Raw genomic sequence first — 16,315 nt, 5'->3', positions numbered from 1 at the left:
GGTGCGAAGGCCGCGAAGGGTCGCACAGAGTCGCCCCGTTCAGCAAAAGACGCGGCAGCCTGGTGTTTTTTCACAGGTCATCCTCCAGCCGCGCCATGCAGTGGCTGAGGGCGTCGCGCACCAGCTGGTGCACCAGGCTGACCGAGACGTTCAGGTGGCTGGCCACCTCTTGCAGGGTATGACCGCCCAGGCGGTGCATCTCGAAGGCCACGCGGGTGCGCAGGGGCAGTTCTTCAAGCGCGCGGCTGATGGCGCTGAGTTCGTTCTGCTGGGTGACCGCCTGTTCGGGCGATGCACTGCTGGACGGCAACTCGGCGAGGATCTCGTCGCCGCCAGGCTGGGCCTTTTCGGTGGCACTGCGGCGGGTCTGGTCGAGGGCCAGGTTGCGCACGATGCGGTACAGGTAGCTGGCCGGGTGGCGGATGTCGGCGTCGTCCTGCTGCCGGCTGAAGCGCAGCCAGGCTTCCTGCACCACATCCTCGGCACGCGCGCGGCAGCCGACGATCGGCGCGGCATAGTCGAGCAATGCCGCCCGATGGGCCAGGTAGAGCTGGAGTTTGTCGTCCGCCACGGGGTGGTATGCCAGAGTGTTTCGGGGGCGGCGATGTTACCCGTAGTCGAGAATCATTATCAACCAATGTATTTATATTGCCAGTGCGGGCCTCTTCGCGGGCGCGCCCGCTCCCACAGGGACCGCACAAGTCTCGAGGATTGCACCTTACCTGTGGGGCGTGCCCGCGAAGCAGGCGACTCGGTATCAGAGCCTTACGCTGGCAAAAGTCGACTCGTTGCGCGCCTGGCTCAGGGCCGCCATCGGCCCACTGTGCGGCGACAAGGTCATGGCCTGCGGAATCGGCATCATTGCCACCTGCTGCGTGGTGTTGGAGCCCACGCGCTCATCACGCGGCGGAATGCCGAAGTACTCGCGGTAGCATTTGGAGAAGTGCGGCGTGGAGACGAAACCGCACACCGATGCCACTTCGATGATCGACATGGGTGTCTGTTTGAGCAGCTGCCGGGCGCGGATAAGGCGCAGCTTCAGGTAGTAGCGCGACGGCGAGCAGTGCAGGTACTTCTGGAACAACCGCTCGAGCTGGCGCCGCGACACCGACACATACACCGCCAACTCGTCCAGGTCGATCGGCTCTTCCAGGTTGGCTTCCATCAGCGCGACGATTTCCTGCAACTTCGGCTGGTTGGTGCCGAGCATGTGCTTGAGCGGCACGCGCTGGTGATCCTGCTCGTTGCGAATGCGCTCGTAGACGAACATTTCGGAAATGGCCGCCGACAGCTCGCGGCCGTGGTCGCGGCTGATCAGGTGCAGCATCATGTCCAGCGGCGCGGTGCCGCCAGAGCTGGTGAAGCGGTTGCGGTCGAGGGTGAACAGCCGGGTACTCATGTTGACCCGTGGGTAGGCCTCCTGCATGGCGGCCAGGCATTCCCAGTGCACGCTGCAGTCAAAGCCGTCGAGCAGGCCGGCACAGGCCAAGGCCCAACTGCCCGTGCACACGGCACCCAGGCGCCGCGACTGACGCGCCTGGGCTTGCAGCCAGGTCACGTGCTCGCGGGTCACGGTGCGCTGAATGCCTACACCGCCGCAGACGATCACGGTGTCGATCGCAGGGGCGCTGTGCATGGCCGCGTCCGGGGTAATCTGCAAACCATCGCTGGCCCACACTTGGCCGCCATCGACCGTCAGCGTGTGCCAGCGGTACAGTTCGCGGCCGGACAGCTGGTTGGCCATGCGCAGGGGCTCCACAGCCGAAGCCAGGGAAATCAGGGTGAAATTGTCCAATAGAAGAAACCCGATGGACTGGGGTGCTGTGCGGTTCTGGGACGGGGTCCCGGAGGTGTAGGACGTCATCGCGGTTTCTCCTCACACAAATGCTGGATGTGCCTCAGGCGGGCACTCATTTTCTTGTTATTGCCCCCGCCACATGCCGGGGGGTGGGTGACCATTACCTACGCAAACGCCGTGCCTGAAATTGAATGGCCATCCAAAAAAACCTGAAAACGACCCCTTTGTCAGGCAAATCATAGGCTTTGGAGGTGCTGGCCAAGTTGTCTCAAACAGCCGTGCTAGGCGCCGTGCGGGTAACGGCTGAGCAGTTTGGTGACACGCCATGGGGCAGTTGCCCAGAAACGACACTGTTTAGTGTCACCGACAAGCCCCACACTGATTACGACATCCGGCAATTGACAGATTCGAGCGCACCATAAAGGAGCATTGGCAGGCATTTTGCGCTGCCTTGAAACGCGAGGGCCTCTTGCCGGGTTCAACCGCCAAGAGGCCCTGGGTGCCTACTGGAACATCAGCATTCGATGGCACTGACCGCCAGGCCACCGCGGGAGGTTTCCTTGTACTTGTCGTGCATGTCGGCACCGGTGTCGCGCATGGTACGGATCACCTGGTCGAGGGAAATGAAGTGCTCGCCATCGCCACGCAGGGCCATTTGCACCGCGTTGATGGCTTTTACCGCAGCAATCGCGTTGCGCTCGATGCACGGCACCTGCACCAACCCGCCCACCGGGTCGCAGGTGAGCCCCAGGTTGTGCTCCAGGGCAATTTCCGCGGCGTTTTCCAGCTGCGCCGGGGTCGCGCCCAACACTTGCGCAAGGCCGGCAGCGGCCATGGCGCAGGCAGAGCCGACCTCACCCTGGCAGCCTACTTCGGCGCCGGAGATGGAGGCGTTCTTCTTGCACAGGATGCCGACCGCCGCAGCGCCCAGGAAGAAATCGGTAACACTGGACTCATCCACCTCATCGCTGAAGCGCATGTAGTAGTGCAATACCGCCGGGATGATGCCCGCCGCGCCGTTGGTCGGCGCCGTCACCATGCGCCCGCCTGCGGCGTTCTCTTCGTTGACAGCCAGCGCGAACAGGTTGACCCACTCCATGGCACTCATGGTCGAGCCGATCACGTTGGGCTTGCCGATTTCCTGCAGGCTGCGATGCAGCTTGGCGGCGCGGCGGCGCACATTGAGCCCACCGGGCAACGTACCCTCGTATTTCAGGCCGTTGTTGACGCATTCCTGCATGGCTTGCCAAAGCTTGCGCAAGCCGGCGTGAATCTCTTCTTCACTGCGCCAGACCTTTTCGTTGGCCATCATCAATTGCGACACGCTGAGGTCGTTTTGTTTGCACAGCTGCAGCAGCTCGGCGGCGCTGTTGAAATCGTACGGCAGCACCGTCTGGTCGGCATCCAGCACACCACTGGCGGCCTGCGCGGCATCCACCACAAAGCCGCCACCCACCGAGTAATAGGTGTCACGGTGCAACTCGCCCTGCTCGCCTTCGGCAATCAAGGTCATGGCGTTGGGGTGGTAGGGCAGGTTCTCGTCCAGCAACAGCATGTCGCGCGCCCACACGAACTCGACAGGCAGGCGCCCGTCCAGCTTGAGGGTATTGGTTTCGCGCAGGTCGGCGATGCGCGGCACGATCTGGGTCGGGTCAATGGCGTCTGGCCACTCGCCCATCAGCCCCATGATGGTGGCGTTGTCGGTGCCGTGGCCGACGCCGGTGGCCGACAGCGAGCCATACAGGCGCACCTCGACCCGCCGTACCCGTTCCAACTCGCCGCGCTCGCGCAGCCCTTGAACAAACAGGGCGCCAGCACGCATGGGGCCGACGGTGTGGGAGCTGGAAGGCCCGACACCGATCTTGAACAGGTCGAACACGCTGATGGCCATTACCGAATCACCTCTTGCTGGGCTTGTCTGTGCGCGCCATGCGCACGGCGGGGTAGCTGCTAGGCTCAAGCAGGGCCGCCTTGAATTGCCAGCATCATCGGGCTTTTACCGGCCTTCTCGCCGTCTGCAACCGACGCCATTTTGTCCAGCAGCGCCGCACGGTTTTACTTGGGGAATGGCCCCGATACGCCGTTTTCCAGCGGCCTGGTGACGCAAAAATGCGGGCGAGGGGCTGGAAAAATCCATAAGCGACATCGCCCATACTGGATACGACCCGTTCCGTACTGGATACGACCCTACCAGTAGGCGATTGCCCGGCGGTGGAGGATTATCGAAAGCGACTCGTAAAGCACGGCCACGCATCCTGCCCTCTGCAGGCCTGGTCGACCGGACCGTCAGAACGTCCGGCGACCCACGCGAACCCGAAGACAAAATCTCAGGAGTCCACCCATGAAAGGTTCACCCTCGCTGTTGCTGGTTGCATTGCTGTCCGCACCGTTGCTGGCTCAAGCCGCCGAGCCCGAGCAGTGCCAGACGGTCCGTTTCTCCGACGTCGGCTGGACCGACATCACGGTCACCACTGCGACCACCAGCGTTGTGCTCGAAGCACTGGGTTACAAAACCCACACCACCATGATCTCGGTACCTGTGACCTACAAGTCGCTGGCTACCGGCAAGGACCTGGATGTGTTTCTCGGCAACTGGATGCCGACCATGGAAAACGATATCAAGCAGTACCGCGACGCCGGCACTGTGGACACCGTGCGCGCCAACCTTGAAAACGCCAAGTACACCCTGGCCGTGCCCCAGGCGCTGTATGACAAAGGCCTGAAGGATTTCAGCGACATTGCCAAGTTCAAGCAGGAGCTGGGCGGCAAGATCTACGGCATCGAACCCGGCAACGATGGCAACCGCACCATCCAGAGCATGATCGACAAGAACGCCTTCGGCCTGAAGGACGCCGGCTTCAAGCTGGTGCAGTCCAGCGAGGCCGGCATGCTGTCGCAGGTCGACCGGGCGCAGAAACGTGGCGAAGCCATGGTGTTCCTGGGCTGGGAACCGCACCCGATGAACACCCGCTTCAAGATGCAGTACCTGACCGGGGGTGACGAATACTTCGGTCCCGACTTCGGCAAGGCGACCGTATACACCAACACCCGCAAAGGCTACGTGCAGGAGTGCAGCAACGTTGGCCAACTGCTGAAGAACCTGTCGTTCGAGCTCAAGGATGAAAGCACCATGATGGGCTACGTCCTGGACGACAAGATGAAGCCCGAGGCCGCTGCCAAGAAATGGCTCAAGGACAACCCAGGCAAGCTGGACACCTGGCTGGGCGGCGTGACCACCGTGGATGGCAAACCCGGCCTGGAGGCGGCCAAGGCCAAGCTGACGCAATAACGCAATTCGCCATAGCGCTACCTCGGGGCAGGACCGTGCCTGCCCCGGGTTGAGTTCAATCTATGCAGGTGGAAGCTCGCTATCATGCTTATCGATCAGAAAATACCGCTGGGTCAGTACATCGCCTCGTTCGTTGAATGGCTGACCCTGCACGGCGCGAATTACTTCGACGCCATCGCACAGGGCCTGGAGTTCATGATCCACGGCGTCACCAGTGCCTTGACCTGGTTCAACCCGTTCGTCCTCACCGCCCTGTTCGCCGCCCTGGCGCACCTCATCCAGCGTAAATGGTCGCTGACCGCATTCGTCGCCCTGTCGTTCCTGTTGATCCTCAACCTGGGTTACTGGCAGGAAACCATGGAAACCCTGGCACAAGTGACCTTCGCCACCGTGGTGTGCGTGGCCATCGGTGTGCCGCTGGGCATCGTCGCCGCGCACAAACCCATGTTCTACACCGCCATGCGCCCGGTGCTCGACCTGATGCAAACGGTACCCACCTTCGTGTATCTGATCCCCACCCTGACGCTGTTCGGCCTGGGCGTGGTGCCAGGGCTGATCTCGACCGTGGTGTTCGCCATTGCCGCCCCTATCCGCCTCACCTATCTGGGCATCTGCGACGTACCGCAGGAGCTGATGGACGCCGGCAAGGCGTTTGGCTGCTCGCGCCGCCAACTGCTCACCCGTATCGAACTGCCGCATGCGATGCCCAGCATCGCCGCCGGCGTTACCCAGTGCATCATGTTGTCGCTGTCGATGGTGGTGATCGCCGCCCTGGTCGGCGCTGACGGCCTGGGCAAACCTGTGGTCAACGCACTGAACACCGCCGATATTTCCCTGGGCTTCGAAGCGGGCCTGGCGATCGTGCTGCTGGCGATCATGCTCGACCGTATCTGCAAGCAACCGGAACTGCCGGTAAGGGGTGAAGCATGAGCATCATTCGTTTCGAAGACGTCGACGTCATTTTCTCCAACAAGCCACGCGAGGCGCTGGCACTGCTGGACAAAGGCCAGACTCGCGAGCAGATCCTCAAGCAGACCGGCCTGGTGGTGGGCGTCGAAAAAGCCAACCTGGACATCCAGAAGGGCGAGATCTGCGTGTTGATGGGCCTGTCCGGTTCGGGCAAGTCGAGCCTGCTGCGCTGCATCAACGGCCTGAACACCGTCAGCCGCGGCAAGCTGTTTGTCGAACATGAAGGCAAGCACATCGACATCGCCCACTGCACCCCGGCCGAGCTGAAAATGATGCGCACCAAGCGCATTGCCATGGTGTTCCAGAAGTTTGCCCTGATGCCCTGGCTGACGGTACGCGAGAACATCAGCTTTGGCCTGGAAATGCAGGGCCGGCCAGAAAAGGAACGGCGCAAGCTGGTCGACGAGAAGCTTGAGCTGGTGGGCCTGACCCAGTGGCGCAACAAGAAGCCGGACGAACTGTCGGGCGGCATGCAGCAACGTGTTGGCCTGGCCCGCGCGCTGGCGATGGACGCCGACATCCTGCTGATGGACGAACCCTTCTCGGCACTGGACCCGCTGATCCGCCAGGGCTTGCAGGACGAACTGCTGGGCCTGCAGGCCAAACTGAGCAAGACCATCGTGTTCGTCAGCCATGACCTGGACGAGGCGTTGAAGCTGGGTAGCCGTATCGCGATCATGAAAGACGGCCGGATCATCCAGTACAGCAAGCCGGAAGAAATCGTGCTAAACCCGGCCGACGAGTACGTGCGTACCTTCGTCGCCCACACCAACCCGCTGAACGTACTTTGCGGCCGCAGCCTGATGCGCAGCCTGGACAACTGCAAACGGGTCAATGGTTCGGTGTGCCTCGACCCGAGCGGCGACTCGTGGCTGGACCTGGGCGAAGGCAACTCGATCAAGCGCGCACGCCAAGGGCAAAACGGCCTGGAGATGCAGCAATGGGCGCCGGGGCAGTCGGTGGAAGGCCTGGGGCGTCGGCCGACGCTGGTGCATGCGGACATCGGCATGCGTGAAGCGCTGCAGATTCGCTACCACACCGGCAACAAGCTGGTGCTGCAGGAGAACGACAAACTGGTGGGGATTCTGGGGGATACCGAGCTGTATCACGCACTGCTTGGCAAGAACCACGGGTGATGCAATTGGGGCCGCGTTGCGGCCCTTTCGCGGGCACGCCCGCTCCCACAGTGTAGGAGCGGGCGTACCCGCGAAGGGCTGCCAAGCAGCCCCAATCAATGTTTCAGCGAACGACGATCCCGCGCGCTGCCATGTAGGCCTTGGCCTCCGGCACCGTGTACTCGCCAAAGTGGAAAATGCTGGCCGCCAACACCGCGCTGGCATGCCCTTGCACAATACCGTCAGCCAGGTGCTGCAGGTTACCCACCCCGCCCGAGGCAATCACTGGAATACCCAGCGCATCGCTGATGGCCCGGGTAACACCCAGGTCGAAGCCGCTCTTCATGCCGTCCTGGTCCATGCTGGTCAGCAGGATTTCGCCGGCACCCAGGCCCTCCATCTTCTTCGCCCATGCCACCGCATCCAGCCCGGTCGGCTTGCGCCCACCGTGGGTGAAGATTTCCCAGCGGGGTTCTTCACCCGGCCCGGACACCTTCTTGGCGTCGATGGCCACGACAATGCACTGCGAGCCAAAACGGTCTGCCGCCTCGCCCACGAACTCCGGGTTGAACACCGCGGCGGTGTTGATCGACACCTTGTCTGCCCCGGCATTGAGCAGGTTGCGGATGTCCTGCACGGTACGCACGCCACCGCCCACGGTCAGCGGGATGAACACCTGGCTGGCCATGCGCTCGACGGTATGCAGGGTGGTATCGCGGCCATCGACGCTGGCGGTGATGTCGAGGAAAGTGATTTCGTCGGCACCCTGCTCGTTGTAGCGACGGGCAATTTCCACCGGGTCGCCGGCATCACGGATGTTCTCGAACTTGATGCCCTTGACCACCCGGCCGTTGTCCACGTCCAGGCAAGGGATGATGCGTTTAGCTAAAGCCATGGAAGCTCCTGGGGGCAGCTGCAAGCTTCAAGCGGCAAGCTGCAAGATAAAGCAGTACGCGGTCCGGCTTTTCTCTTGCAGCTTGCAGCTTGCAGCTTGCCGCTCCTATTCAATAGTTGTCGCAGAAGGCCTGGGCCTCGGCCACGTCGAGGGTGCCTTCGTAGATGGCACGGCCGGTGATGGCGCCGATGATGCCAGGGGCCTTGGCGTCCAGCAGAGCCTTGATGTCACCCAGGTTGTGAATGCCGCCCGAGGCAATTACCGGAATCGAGGTGGCTTCGGCCAATGCCTTGGTGAATGGCACGTTGCAGCCTTGCATCATGCCGTCCTTGGCGATGTCGGTGTAGACGATCGCCGAAACGCCATCGGCCTCGAAACGCTTGGCCAGGTCGATCACCTGCACCGAGCTGACTTCGGCCCAGCCGTCGGTGGCGACGAAGCCGTCCTTGGCATCCAGGCCAACGATGACCTTGCCCGGGAAGGCCTTGCACGCCTCGGCGACGAACGCTGGCTGCTTGACCGCCTTGGTGCCGATGATCACATAGCTGACGCCAGCCTTGACGTAGTGCTCGATGGTTTCCAGCGAACGAATGCCGCCGCCGATCTGAATCGGCAGGGTGGGGTAGCGCTTGGCAATGGCAGTGACCACTTCACCGTTGACCGGCTGGCCTTCGAAGGCGCCGTTCAGGTCGACCAGGTGCAGGCGGCGGCAGCCACCCTCGACCCACTTGGCGGCCATGCTCACCGGGTCGTCGGAAAATACCGTGGAGTCTTCCATACGGCCCTGGCGCAGGCGCACGCAGGCACCGTCCTTCAGATCGATAGCGGGGATAATCAGCATGCTCTTTCCTTCGTCAATTCAAGCGGCAAGTTGCAAGCGACAAGCTGCAAGCAATGCGCGTCGTGTATTCGATAGGCGATCCAGCTTCGGCTTGCAGCTTGAAGCTTGCAACTTTCAGCTTTTTTCAAGCGCCCACAGATCGCTTTCGATGCTCTCGAACCGCTCCTTGAGGTGCAGCTGAACATCGGCAATCGCCCTGTTGTAGTAATGGGGTGCAATTTCTTTGCTGAACAGCTCAAGGACCTCAGCCACCTCGAAAGACCCCAGCTCCAGCTCGAAACGGTCTTCGAGGAAGCGTTTGAGCGTAGCGAGCGCGTCGCGCTCCTGCTCAGGGGCCAGGGTGATGATCGGGGCCTTGGTCTTTGACCTGCTCATTTACCAACGCCCGTCCCAGGCGACGAAATTCTGCAGCAGCTGCAGGCCATGGGTATGACTTTTCTCTGGGTGGAACTGCACGGCGAAGCGCGAGCCATCGGCCAGTGCGGCAGCGAAATCGACGCCGTAGTGGCCACGGCCGACCACCTGGCCCGGCTTGCCGGCATTGATGTAGTAGCTGTGCACGAAATAGAAACGTGCGCGGTCCGGAATGTCGTGCCACAGCGGGTGGTGGATGGTCTGGCTGACTTCGTTCCAGCCCATGTGCGGCACCTTCAGGTGCTCGCCGTCTTCTTGCAGGTCTTTGCCGAAGAAGCGCACCTGGCCGGGGAACAAACCGATGCAGTCGACGCCGGTGTTCTCCTCGCTGTGTTCGAGCAGTGCCTGCATACCCACGCAGATGCCCAGGAACGGCCGGTCCTGGCTGACTTCGCGCACCAGGCTGTCGAAGCCCAGGCGGCGGATTTCGGCCATGCAGTCGCGAATCGCACCTACCCCAGGGAACACCACGCGATCCGCCTCGCGGATGACCGCCGCATCACTGGTCACCAGCACTTTACCGGCACCGACGTGCTCGAGCGCCTTGGCCACCGAGTGCAGGTTGCCCATGCCATAGTCGATTACGGCTACCGTCTGCATTTACAGGCACCCTTTAGTGGACGGCATCTGGCCGGCCATGCGCTCGTCCAGGGTGACCGCCATGCGCAGGGCACGGCCGAACGCCTTGAACACGGTTTCGATCTGGTGGTGAGTGTTGTGGCCACGCAGGTTGTCGATGTGCAGGGTAACCAGGGCGTGGTTGACGAAGCCCTGGAAGAACTCCTGGAACAGGTCGACATCGAAGCCACCGACGCTGGCCCGGGTATACGGCACATGCATTTGCAGGCCTGGGCGGCCCGAGAAGTCGATGACCACGCGCGACAGCGCTTCGTCCAGCGGCACGTAGGCGTGGCCGTAGCGGAAGATGCCCTTCTTGTCACCGATGGCCTGGGCGAATGCCATGCCCAGGGTGATGCCAACGTCTTCGACGGTATGGTGGTCGTCGATATGGGTGTCACCCTTGCACTCGATATCCAGATCGATCAGCCCGTGGCGGGCGATCTGGTCCAGCATGTGTTCCAGGAAAGGCACACCGATATCGAATCGGGCCTTGCCACTGCCATCGAGGTTGATCGAGCACTTGACCTGGGTTTCCAGGGTATTGCGCTCGACGGAAGCCTTACGTTCGACCATCACCAGCTCCGCAAAATCATTGGGCGAAAAGGGTGCCATTATAGGCCCAGAACGCGCCAGCTTGAAACGCGGATGACATATGGCAAAGCGAGCAATGACGGGGGGTTGATAGCGCTACAGGTCTATACAACCGGGTGAAGGGGGCTGCTTTGCAGCCCATCGCGACACAAGGCCGCTCCTACAGGCCCCACCGTGTTCAAAGCCTAGGGTGGACCTGGGGGAGCTGGCTTGCCGGCGATAGGGCCGGTACAGCCGGCAAATTCAGCCGGCTGTATCACTCATCAATGGAACAGTACCGCCGTCTTCTGCAGGGTAATCCACACCCCCCAGGCCAACGGTACAACCACCACTGCCCAGGCCAACAGCACCAGTGGCAGGCTACCAGGCGCGGCTTTCCACTCCAGCGAGCGCGCGCCATCGGCGCCCTTGTCATGGCTCAACGCCCGCTCGGCCGCCAGCTCGGCATCGCTCATGAAGTGCTTGTCGGCAACCGGCCGCACCAGCATGTTGCAGATAAAGCCCAGCACCAGCAGCCCGGCAAGGATATACAGCGTCATGTCATAGGCTGCCGCGCGTTCTACCCCGGCTGCCAGCTGCGACTCGCGCAGGTAGGTGATCAGCACTGGCCCCAGCACCCCTGCAGCCGCCCAGGCGGTCAGCAGGCGCCCATGAATGGCACCGACCATCTGCGTACCGAACAGGTCGGCCAGGTACGCCGGCACCGTGGCGAAGCCACCGCCATACATCGACAGGATGATGCAGAACGCCGCCACGAACAGCGCCACATTGCCCAGGTGGCCCATGTTCGGCACCAGGCTGTACAAGCCCACGCCCAGGGCGAAGAAAGCGAAGTAGGTGTTCTTGCGCCCGATGTAGTCGGAGAACGATGCCCAGAAGAACCGGCCACCGATGTTGAACAGGCTCAGCAGGCCGGTGAAGCCGGCGGCGATCGCGGCGATCTGCGCCAGCTGCGCGGCGTTCAGCTCGCTGAAGGTCAGCTCGTTGCCCAGCAGCTTGCCAGCGAACACTTCCTGCAGCAGCGGCGAAGCCATGCCGATGATACCGATGCCGGCAGACACGTTCAGGCACAGCACCAGCCAGATCAGCGCAAATTGCGGGGTTTTCCACGCCACGCTGACGTGCACGTGGCGGTCGGTGACCATGGTGTTGCCGGCTTTTTTCAGCGGCGCAGTCCAGCCTTCAGGCTTCCAGCCGGTGGGCGGCACGCGGTAGGCCAGGGCGCCGGCAGTCATGAACACGAAGTAGATCGCCGCCATGGCAACGAAGCTCTGCCACACCCCCACTTCCTGCGCGTTGCCAAAGTGGCCCATCAGTGCGGTGGCCAGTGGCGCACCGACCATGGCGCCGCCGCCAAAGCCCATGATGGCCATGCCGGTGGCCATGCCGCGCTTGTCCGGGAACCATTTGATCAGGGTCGACACCGGCGAGATATACCCCAGCCCCAGGCCGATACCGCCGATAACTCCAGAACCCAGCCACATCAGCCACAGTTGGTGGGTTTTGACCCCAATGGCCGAAATCAGCATGCCGCCACACCAGCACAGCGCCGATACCAGGCCGGCCTTGCGTGGGCCGGCGTGCTCCAGCCAGCCACCCAGCACGGCCGCCGAGCAGCCCAGGAAGACGAAGAACAGGGTGTAGATCCAGCTCAGCATGGAAATCGGCCAGTCGCATTCGGCGCTGAACAGGCGGGCCACGAAGCCCATGTCGGCCGCGCACGCCACTGGTGCGGTGATACCCAGGGCTTGCGACAGCGGCAGCCAGAACACCGAGAAGCCATAGGCCATGCCGATACACAGGTGAATGGCCAGGGCAGCTGGCGGAACCAGCCAACGGTTGAAGCCCGGGCGGGCGATGATGCGCTCCTTCGACAGGAAGCCTGGCGTACTCGCCGGGGCGCCCGTCGTGACGGTACTGGTCATGAACGTGATCCTTTTCTTATAGGGTGAGGGCAGGCAAAGCGGCGCAAGGTTAGCAGGATCGAGTCGCGTGAAAGCAATCTGATATCGTGTTTTTTTTGCTTGGCTGAATCGATCATGTCCCCCTTTTTAAGCCGTACTACCGACTAAAAGCGTAGGAAATATCCTGCATCTCTGGTCGAATACGCAGGGATATCCATGGCGGCGCTATACTCAGCCGCTTGAATTTCAAAATCGGACTACAAGGATTCGCCCATGAAAGCGTTCGGCAAAATCCTGGGACTGGGGCTTCTCGGGTTGCTGCTGATCATCGTGGCGCTGGGCTTCGCCCTGACCCACCTATTCGATCCCAACGACTATAAAGACGAGATTCGCCAACTGGCGCGCGACAAGGCACATGTCGAACTGACCCTCAACGGTGATATCGGCTGGAGCCTGTTCCCATGGCTGGGCCTGGAGCTGCACGAGGCCAGCATCGCCACCCTGGCCAAACCCAAAGAGCCGTTCGCCGACCTGCAGATGCTCGGTTTGTCGGTACGGGTACTGCCGCTGCTGCGCCGCGAGGTGCAAATGAGCGACGTGCGCGTCGAGGGCCTGAACCTGACCCTGGCCCGTGACGAACAAGGCCATGGCAACTGGGAAGACATTGGCAAACCGCTGCCTGCGCAGCCTGGCACTGCCACCGACGCGCCGGCCCAGGCCCCCTCCGAGCAGAAACCCGCGGCCGCCGACGGCAACGAACGCCCTGTCAAGCTGGACATCGACAGCCTGACCGTCAACAACGCCCGGGTGCAGTACACCGACGCCAAGACCGGCCAGAGCTACAGCGCCGAAAGCATCCAGCTGAGCACCGGCCCCGTGCATGAAGGCGCGAACATCCCGCTCAAGGCCAGTGCTTTTGTCAGTGCCAACCAGCCGAATATCAAAGCCCGCACCGAGCTGGCCGGCGAACTGCGTTTCGACCGCAAGCTCAAGCGCTACAACTTCGAGGACATGCGCCTGTCGGGTGAAACTTCGGGTGAACCGACCGGCGGCAAAACGGTGGCCTTCGTTGCCCAAGGCCAGCTGCTGGTCGACATGGCCGCCAATGTCGCCTCCTGGAACGGCCTGAAAGTCTCGGCCAACCAACTGCGCGCCCTGGGTGAACTGAACCTGCGCGACCTGGACAAGACCCCCCAGTTGAGCGGCGGCCTGTCCATTGCCCAGTTCGACCTGCGCACCTTCCTGGACGGCATCGGCCACCCGCTGCCGGCAACCAACGACCCGGCAGCCTTCGGCAAGCTGGAGCTGGTGACCCGCCTGCAAGGCACACCCAGCAGCCTGAGCCTGGATGACTTGGCGGTGAAGCTGGACGACAGCACGTTCAGCGGCCGCGTCGCCATCGAAGACTTCGCCAGGCAAGCCCTGCGCCTGCAGCTGAAGGGCGACAGCTTCGACGCCGACCGCTACCTGCCAGCCAAGAGCGAACAAGCCAAAGGCGCCACGGCGGCGCGCCAGGCCGAGGTCAAGCAACAGGAAGCCAGCGCTGTTGCCGGTGCCGGCACCACACCGCTGCCCAACGCACCGACCCAGGTAGCCTGGAGCGATGACAAGCTGCTGCCGGTCGACCGCCTGCGTACCCTGGACCTGCAGGCCGAGCTGGCCTTTGGCTCGCTGACCCTGGACAAACTGCCGATCGTCGACGCCCAGCTCAAGGCCAGCGGCCAGGGCGGCCTGTTGACCCTGCAAACCCTGCGCGGCGGCCTGTATAACGGCACCTTCGACGCCAAGGGCACGGTCGATGTGCGCCCTGCCGTGCCACAGCTGGGGGTCAGCACCCGCATACAACGGGTGCCGGTGGAGCACTTCATCAAGGCCGACGGCAAGGAGCAGGCGCCACCGGTCAAGGGCCTGCTGACCCTGACCAGTGATCTGACCGCCACCGGCAACAGCCAGAAGGCACTGGTGGACACGCTCAATGGCAGTGCAAACTTCACCATCAACGACGGTGTGCTGGTCAATGCCAACCTTGAGCAGCAACTGTGCCAGGCCATCGCCACCCTCAACCGCAAAACCCTCACCGGCGAGCCACGCGGCAAGGACACCCCGTTCCAGGAACTGCGTGGCAGCCTGGTGGTGCGCAATGGCGTTGCCAGCAACCCGGACCTCAAGGCACGCATCCCGGGCCTGACCGTGAACGGCCATGGCGACCTCGACCTGCGTGTACTGGGTATGGACTACAACATCGGCGTGATCGTAGAAGGCGACCAGCGTGCCATGCCGGACCGGGCCTGCCAGGTCAACGAGCGCTATGTGGGGGTTGAAGTACCGCTGCATTGCCGCGGCCCGCTGGAGCTGGGCGCCAAGGCCTGCCGCCTGGACCAGAACGGCCTGGGCAAGGTCGCAGCCAAGCTGGCCGGTGACCGCCTGAAAGACAAGATCGACGAAAAACTCGATGAAAAACTCGGAGACAAAGTGAGCCCGGAATTGAAAGACGCGCTCAAGGGGCTGTTCAAGCGATGACCCCCGAGCAGTTCTCCAGCGCTGTGCTGGACTGGTACGACGAACACGGCCGCCACGACCTGCCCTGGCAACAGGGCATAACCCCGTACCGGGTGTGGGTGTCGGAAATCATGTTGCAGCAAACCCAGGTCAGCACCGTACTGAACTACTTCGACCGCTTCATGCAGGCGCTGCCGACCGTGCAGGCGCTGGCCGAAGCGCCCGAAGACGAAGTGCTGCACCTGTGGACCGGGCTGGGTTACTACACCCGCGCCCGCAACCTGCAAAAAGCCGCGAAGATCGTCGTGGCGCAACATGGTGGCGAGTTCCCGCGCAGTGTCGAGCAGCTCACCGAGCTGCCCGGTATCGGCCGCTCCACGGCCGGTGCCATCGCCAGCATCAGCATGGGCATCCGCGCGCCGATCCTCGACGGCAACGTCAAGCGCGTGCTGGCCCGCTTCACCGCCCAGGGCGGCTATCCGGGCGAACCGAAGGTGGCCAACCAGCTGTGGGCCACGGCCGAGCGTTTTACCCCGCAGCAGCGCGCCAACCACTACACCCAGGCCATGATGGACATGGGTGCCACGCTGTGCACGCGCAGCAAGCCCAGTTGCCTGATCTGCCCGCTGCAACGTGGCTGCGAAGCCCACCTGCACGGTGAAGAAACCCGCTACCCCGAACCCAAACCGCGCAAGGCGCTGCCGCAGCGCCGCACGCTGATGCCACTGCTGGCCAACCACGAGGGCGCCATTCTGCTTTATCGGCGCCCGTCCAGCGGCCTGTGGGGTGGCTTGTGGAGCCTGCCAGAGCTGGACGACATCGCCCAACTCGACGACCTGGCCTACCAGCACGGTTTGCGCCTGGCCGGCAGCCAGGCCATGGATGGCCTGACCCACACCTTCAGCCACTTCCAGCTGGCGATCGAGCCCTGGCTGGTGCGTGTCGCGCCGCTTGGCGAGCACGTGGCCGAGGCTGACTGGCTCTGGTATAACCTCGCCACCCCGCCGCGCCTGGGCCTTGCCGCCCCGGTGAAAAAACTGCTTAAGCGCGCGGCCGACGAACTGATTGCAGGAGATGCCTGATGACCCGCACCGTGATGTGCCGCAAATACCAAGAAGAACTGCCAGGCCTGGAACGCCCGCCCTACCCCGGCGCCAAGGGCCAGGACATCTTCGAACACATCTCGCAGAAAGCCTGGGCCGACTGGCAGAAGCACCAGACCATGCTGATCAACGAGAAGCGCCTGAACATGATGAACGCCGAGGACCGCAAATTCCTCCAGGCTGAAATGGACAAGTTTTTCGCCGGTGAGGAATACGCCCAAGCGGAAGGCTACGTGCCACCCTCGGAATGACCCCACGAACCGTAAGCGACGGAAT

15 protein-coding genes are annotated in these 16,315 nt (G+C 62.7%); 6 read left to right on the top strand and 9 right to left on the bottom strand.

Annotated elements, in window-relative coordinates:
* Positions 1–70: 70 nt before the first annotated feature.
* The 3 genes from QME24_RS12905 to QME24_RS12895 form a co-directional block, all read right to left on the bottom strand.
* On the bottom strand, positions 71–571 hold the full coding sequence (locus QME24_RS12905) for a sigma-70 family RNA polymerase sigma factor (RefSeq protein WP_054905527.1): 501 nt from the start codon (positions 569–571) through the stop codon (positions 71–73).
* Positions 572–757: 186 nt separating this feature from the next.
* Entirely contained in the window at positions 758–1,864 is a 1,107-nt protein-coding gene (locus QME24_RS12900) for a GlxA family transcriptional regulator (RefSeq protein ID WP_009682890.1), read from the bottom strand.
* 448 nt (positions 1,865–2,312) lie between these two features.
* Positions 2,313–3,689, bottom strand: coding sequence for an L-serine ammonia-lyase (locus tag QME24_RS12895; protein ID WP_009682889.1), 1,377 nt, complete (start codon positions 3,687–3,689; stop codon positions 2,313–2,315).
* A 450-nt stretch (positions 3,690–4,139) separates the two neighbouring features.
* Between QME24_RS12895 and QME24_RS12890 the strand changes: the two genes are divergently transcribed.
* From QME24_RS12890 to choV, 3 genes are all read left to right on the top strand, one after another.
* Complete coding sequence (locus tag QME24_RS12890; protein WP_280091683.1) at positions 4,140–5,087, top strand: choline ABC transporter substrate-binding protein; 948 nt, start codon at positions 4,140–4,142, stop codon at positions 5,085–5,087.
* Between the two features lie 81 nt (positions 5,088–5,168).
* Positions 5,169–6,017 (top strand): choline ABC transporter permease subunit, encoded by an 849-nt coding sequence (gene choW / locus QME24_RS12885; protein ID WP_172828412.1) that lies wholly within the window; start codon positions 5,169–5,171, stop codon positions 6,015–6,017.
* Entirely contained in the window at positions 6,014–7,192 is a 1,179-nt protein-coding gene (gene choV, locus QME24_RS12880) for a choline ABC transporter ATP-binding protein (protein ID WP_009682886.1), read from the top strand. The genes choW and choV overlap by 4 nt, the downstream gene beginning before the upstream one ends.
* Positions 7,193–7,295: 103 nt before the next feature.
* Here the strand turns inward: choV and hisF are convergent, their stop codons facing one another.
* The 6 genes from hisF to QME24_RS12850 form a co-directional block, all read right to left on the bottom strand.
* Positions 7,296–8,066 carry an imidazole glycerol phosphate synthase subunit HisF gene (hisF, locus tag QME24_RS12875; protein ID WP_054905002.1) on the bottom strand — a complete coding sequence of 257 codons (771 nt, stop codon included), beginning with the start codon at positions 8,064–8,066 and terminating at the stop codon, positions 7,296–7,298.
* 109 nt (positions 8,067–8,175) lie between these two features.
* The gene (hisA, locus tag QME24_RS12870) at positions 8,176–8,907 is read right to left on the bottom strand and encodes a 1-(5-phosphoribosyl)-5-[(5-phosphoribosylamino)methylideneamino]imidazole-4-carboxamide isomerase (RefSeq protein ID WP_009682884.1); all 732 of its coding nucleotides are present in this window, start codon (positions 8,905–8,907) and stop codon (positions 8,176–8,178) included.
* Between the two features lie 114 nt (positions 8,908–9,021).
* On the bottom strand, positions 9,022–9,282 hold the full coding sequence (locus QME24_RS12865) for a DUF2164 domain-containing protein (protein WP_009682883.1): 261 nt from the start codon (positions 9,280–9,282) through the stop codon (positions 9,022–9,024).
* Positions 9,283–9,921 carry an imidazole glycerol phosphate synthase subunit HisH gene (hisH, locus tag QME24_RS12860; RefSeq protein WP_009682882.1) on the bottom strand — a complete coding sequence of 213 codons (639 nt, stop codon included), beginning with the start codon at positions 9,919–9,921 and terminating at the stop codon, positions 9,283–9,285.
* Entirely contained in the window at positions 9,922–10,515 is a 594-nt protein-coding gene (gene hisB, locus QME24_RS12855; protein ID WP_009682881.1) for an imidazoleglycerol-phosphate dehydratase HisB, read from the bottom strand.
* 281 nt (positions 10,516–10,796) lie between these two features.
* Positions 10,797–12,458, bottom strand: a complete 1,662-nt coding sequence (locus QME24_RS12850) for an OFA family MFS transporter (RefSeq protein WP_047150101.1) — start codon at positions 12,456–12,458, stop codon at positions 10,797–10,799.
* A 252-nt stretch (positions 12,459–12,710) separates the two neighbouring features.
* On the opposite strand from QME24_RS12850, the gene QME24_RS12845 reads away from it, so the two are divergent.
* Genes QME24_RS12845 through QME24_RS12835 form a run of 3 tightly spaced genes read left to right on the top strand, consistent with a single transcriptional unit; the run spans position 12,711 to position 16,290 of the window.
* Positions 12,711–14,957 carry an AsmA family protein gene (locus QME24_RS12845; RefSeq protein ID WP_232892263.1) on the top strand — a complete coding sequence of 749 codons (2,247 nt, stop codon included), beginning with the start codon at positions 12,711–12,713 and terminating at the stop codon, positions 14,955–14,957.
* Entirely contained in the window at positions 14,954–16,018 is a 1,065-nt protein-coding gene (gene mutY / locus QME24_RS12840) for an A/G-specific adenine glycosylase (RefSeq protein ID WP_009682877.1), read from the top strand. The genes QME24_RS12845 and mutY overlap by 4 nt, the downstream gene beginning before the upstream one ends.
* On the top strand, positions 16,018–16,290 hold the full coding sequence (locus QME24_RS12835) for an oxidative damage protection protein (RefSeq protein WP_009682876.1): 273 nt from the start codon (positions 16,018–16,020) through the stop codon (positions 16,288–16,290). Before mutY ends, QME24_RS12835 begins: the two co-directional genes overlap by 1 nt.
* Positions 16,291–16,315 lie beyond the last annotated feature (25 nt).

The sequence above is a fragment of the Pseudomonas sp. PARCl1 genome (assembly GCF_947311875.1).
Lineage (GTDB): Bacteria > Pseudomonadota > Gammaproteobacteria > Pseudomonadales > Pseudomonadaceae > Aquipseudomonas > Aquipseudomonas juntendi.
The sequence above is the reverse complement of the archived record's forward strand: the minus strand, read 5'-3'. Positions and strand labels throughout refer to the sequence as shown.

Coding starts and splice junctions, on each gene's coding strand:
- QME24_RS12900 (WP_009682890.1), bottom strand. CDS start 1,864: ATGACGTCCTACACCTCCGGGACCCCGTCCCAGAACCGCACAGCACCC.
- QME24_RS12895 (WP_009682889.1), bottom strand. CDS start 3,689: ATGGCCATCAGCGTGTTCGACCTGTTCAAGATCGGTGTCGGGCCTTCC.
- QME24_RS12890 (WP_280091683.1), top strand. CDS start 4,140: ATGAAAGGTTCACCCTCGCTGTTGCTGGTTGCATTGCTGTCCGCACCG.
- choV (WP_009682886.1), top strand. CDS start 6,014: ATGAGCATCATTCGTTTCGAAGACGTCGACGTCATTTTCTCCAACAAG.
- hisF (WP_054905002.1), bottom strand. CDS start 8,066: ATGGCTTTAGCTAAACGCATCATCCCTTGCCTGGACGTGGACAACGGC.
- hisA (WP_009682884.1), bottom strand. CDS start 8,907: ATGCTGATTATCCCCGCTATCGATCTGAAGGACGGTGCCTGCGTGCGC.
- QME24_RS12865 (WP_009682883.1), bottom strand. CDS start 9,282: ATGAGCAGGTCAAAGACCAAGGCCCCGATCATCACCCTGGCCCCTGAG.
- hisH (WP_009682882.1), bottom strand. CDS start 9,921: ATGCAGACGGTAGCCGTAATCGACTATGGCATGGGCAACCTGCACTCG.
- hisB (WP_009682881.1), bottom strand. CDS start 10,515: ATGGTCGAACGTAAGGCTTCCGTCGAGCGCAATACCCTGGAAACCCAG.
- QME24_RS12850 (WP_047150101.1), bottom strand. CDS start 12,458: ATGACCAGTACCGTCACGACGGGCGCCCCGGCGAGTACGCCAGGCTTC.
- QME24_RS12845 (WP_232892263.1), top strand. CDS start 12,711: ATGAAAGCGTTCGGCAAAATCCTGGGACTGGGGCTTCTCGGGTTGCTG.
- mutY (WP_009682877.1), top strand. CDS start 14,954: ATGACCCCCGAGCAGTTCTCCAGCGCTGTGCTGGACTGGTACGACGAA.
- QME24_RS12835 (WP_009682876.1), top strand. CDS start 16,018: ATGACCCGCACCGTGATGTGCCGCAAATACCAAGAAGAACTGCCAGGC.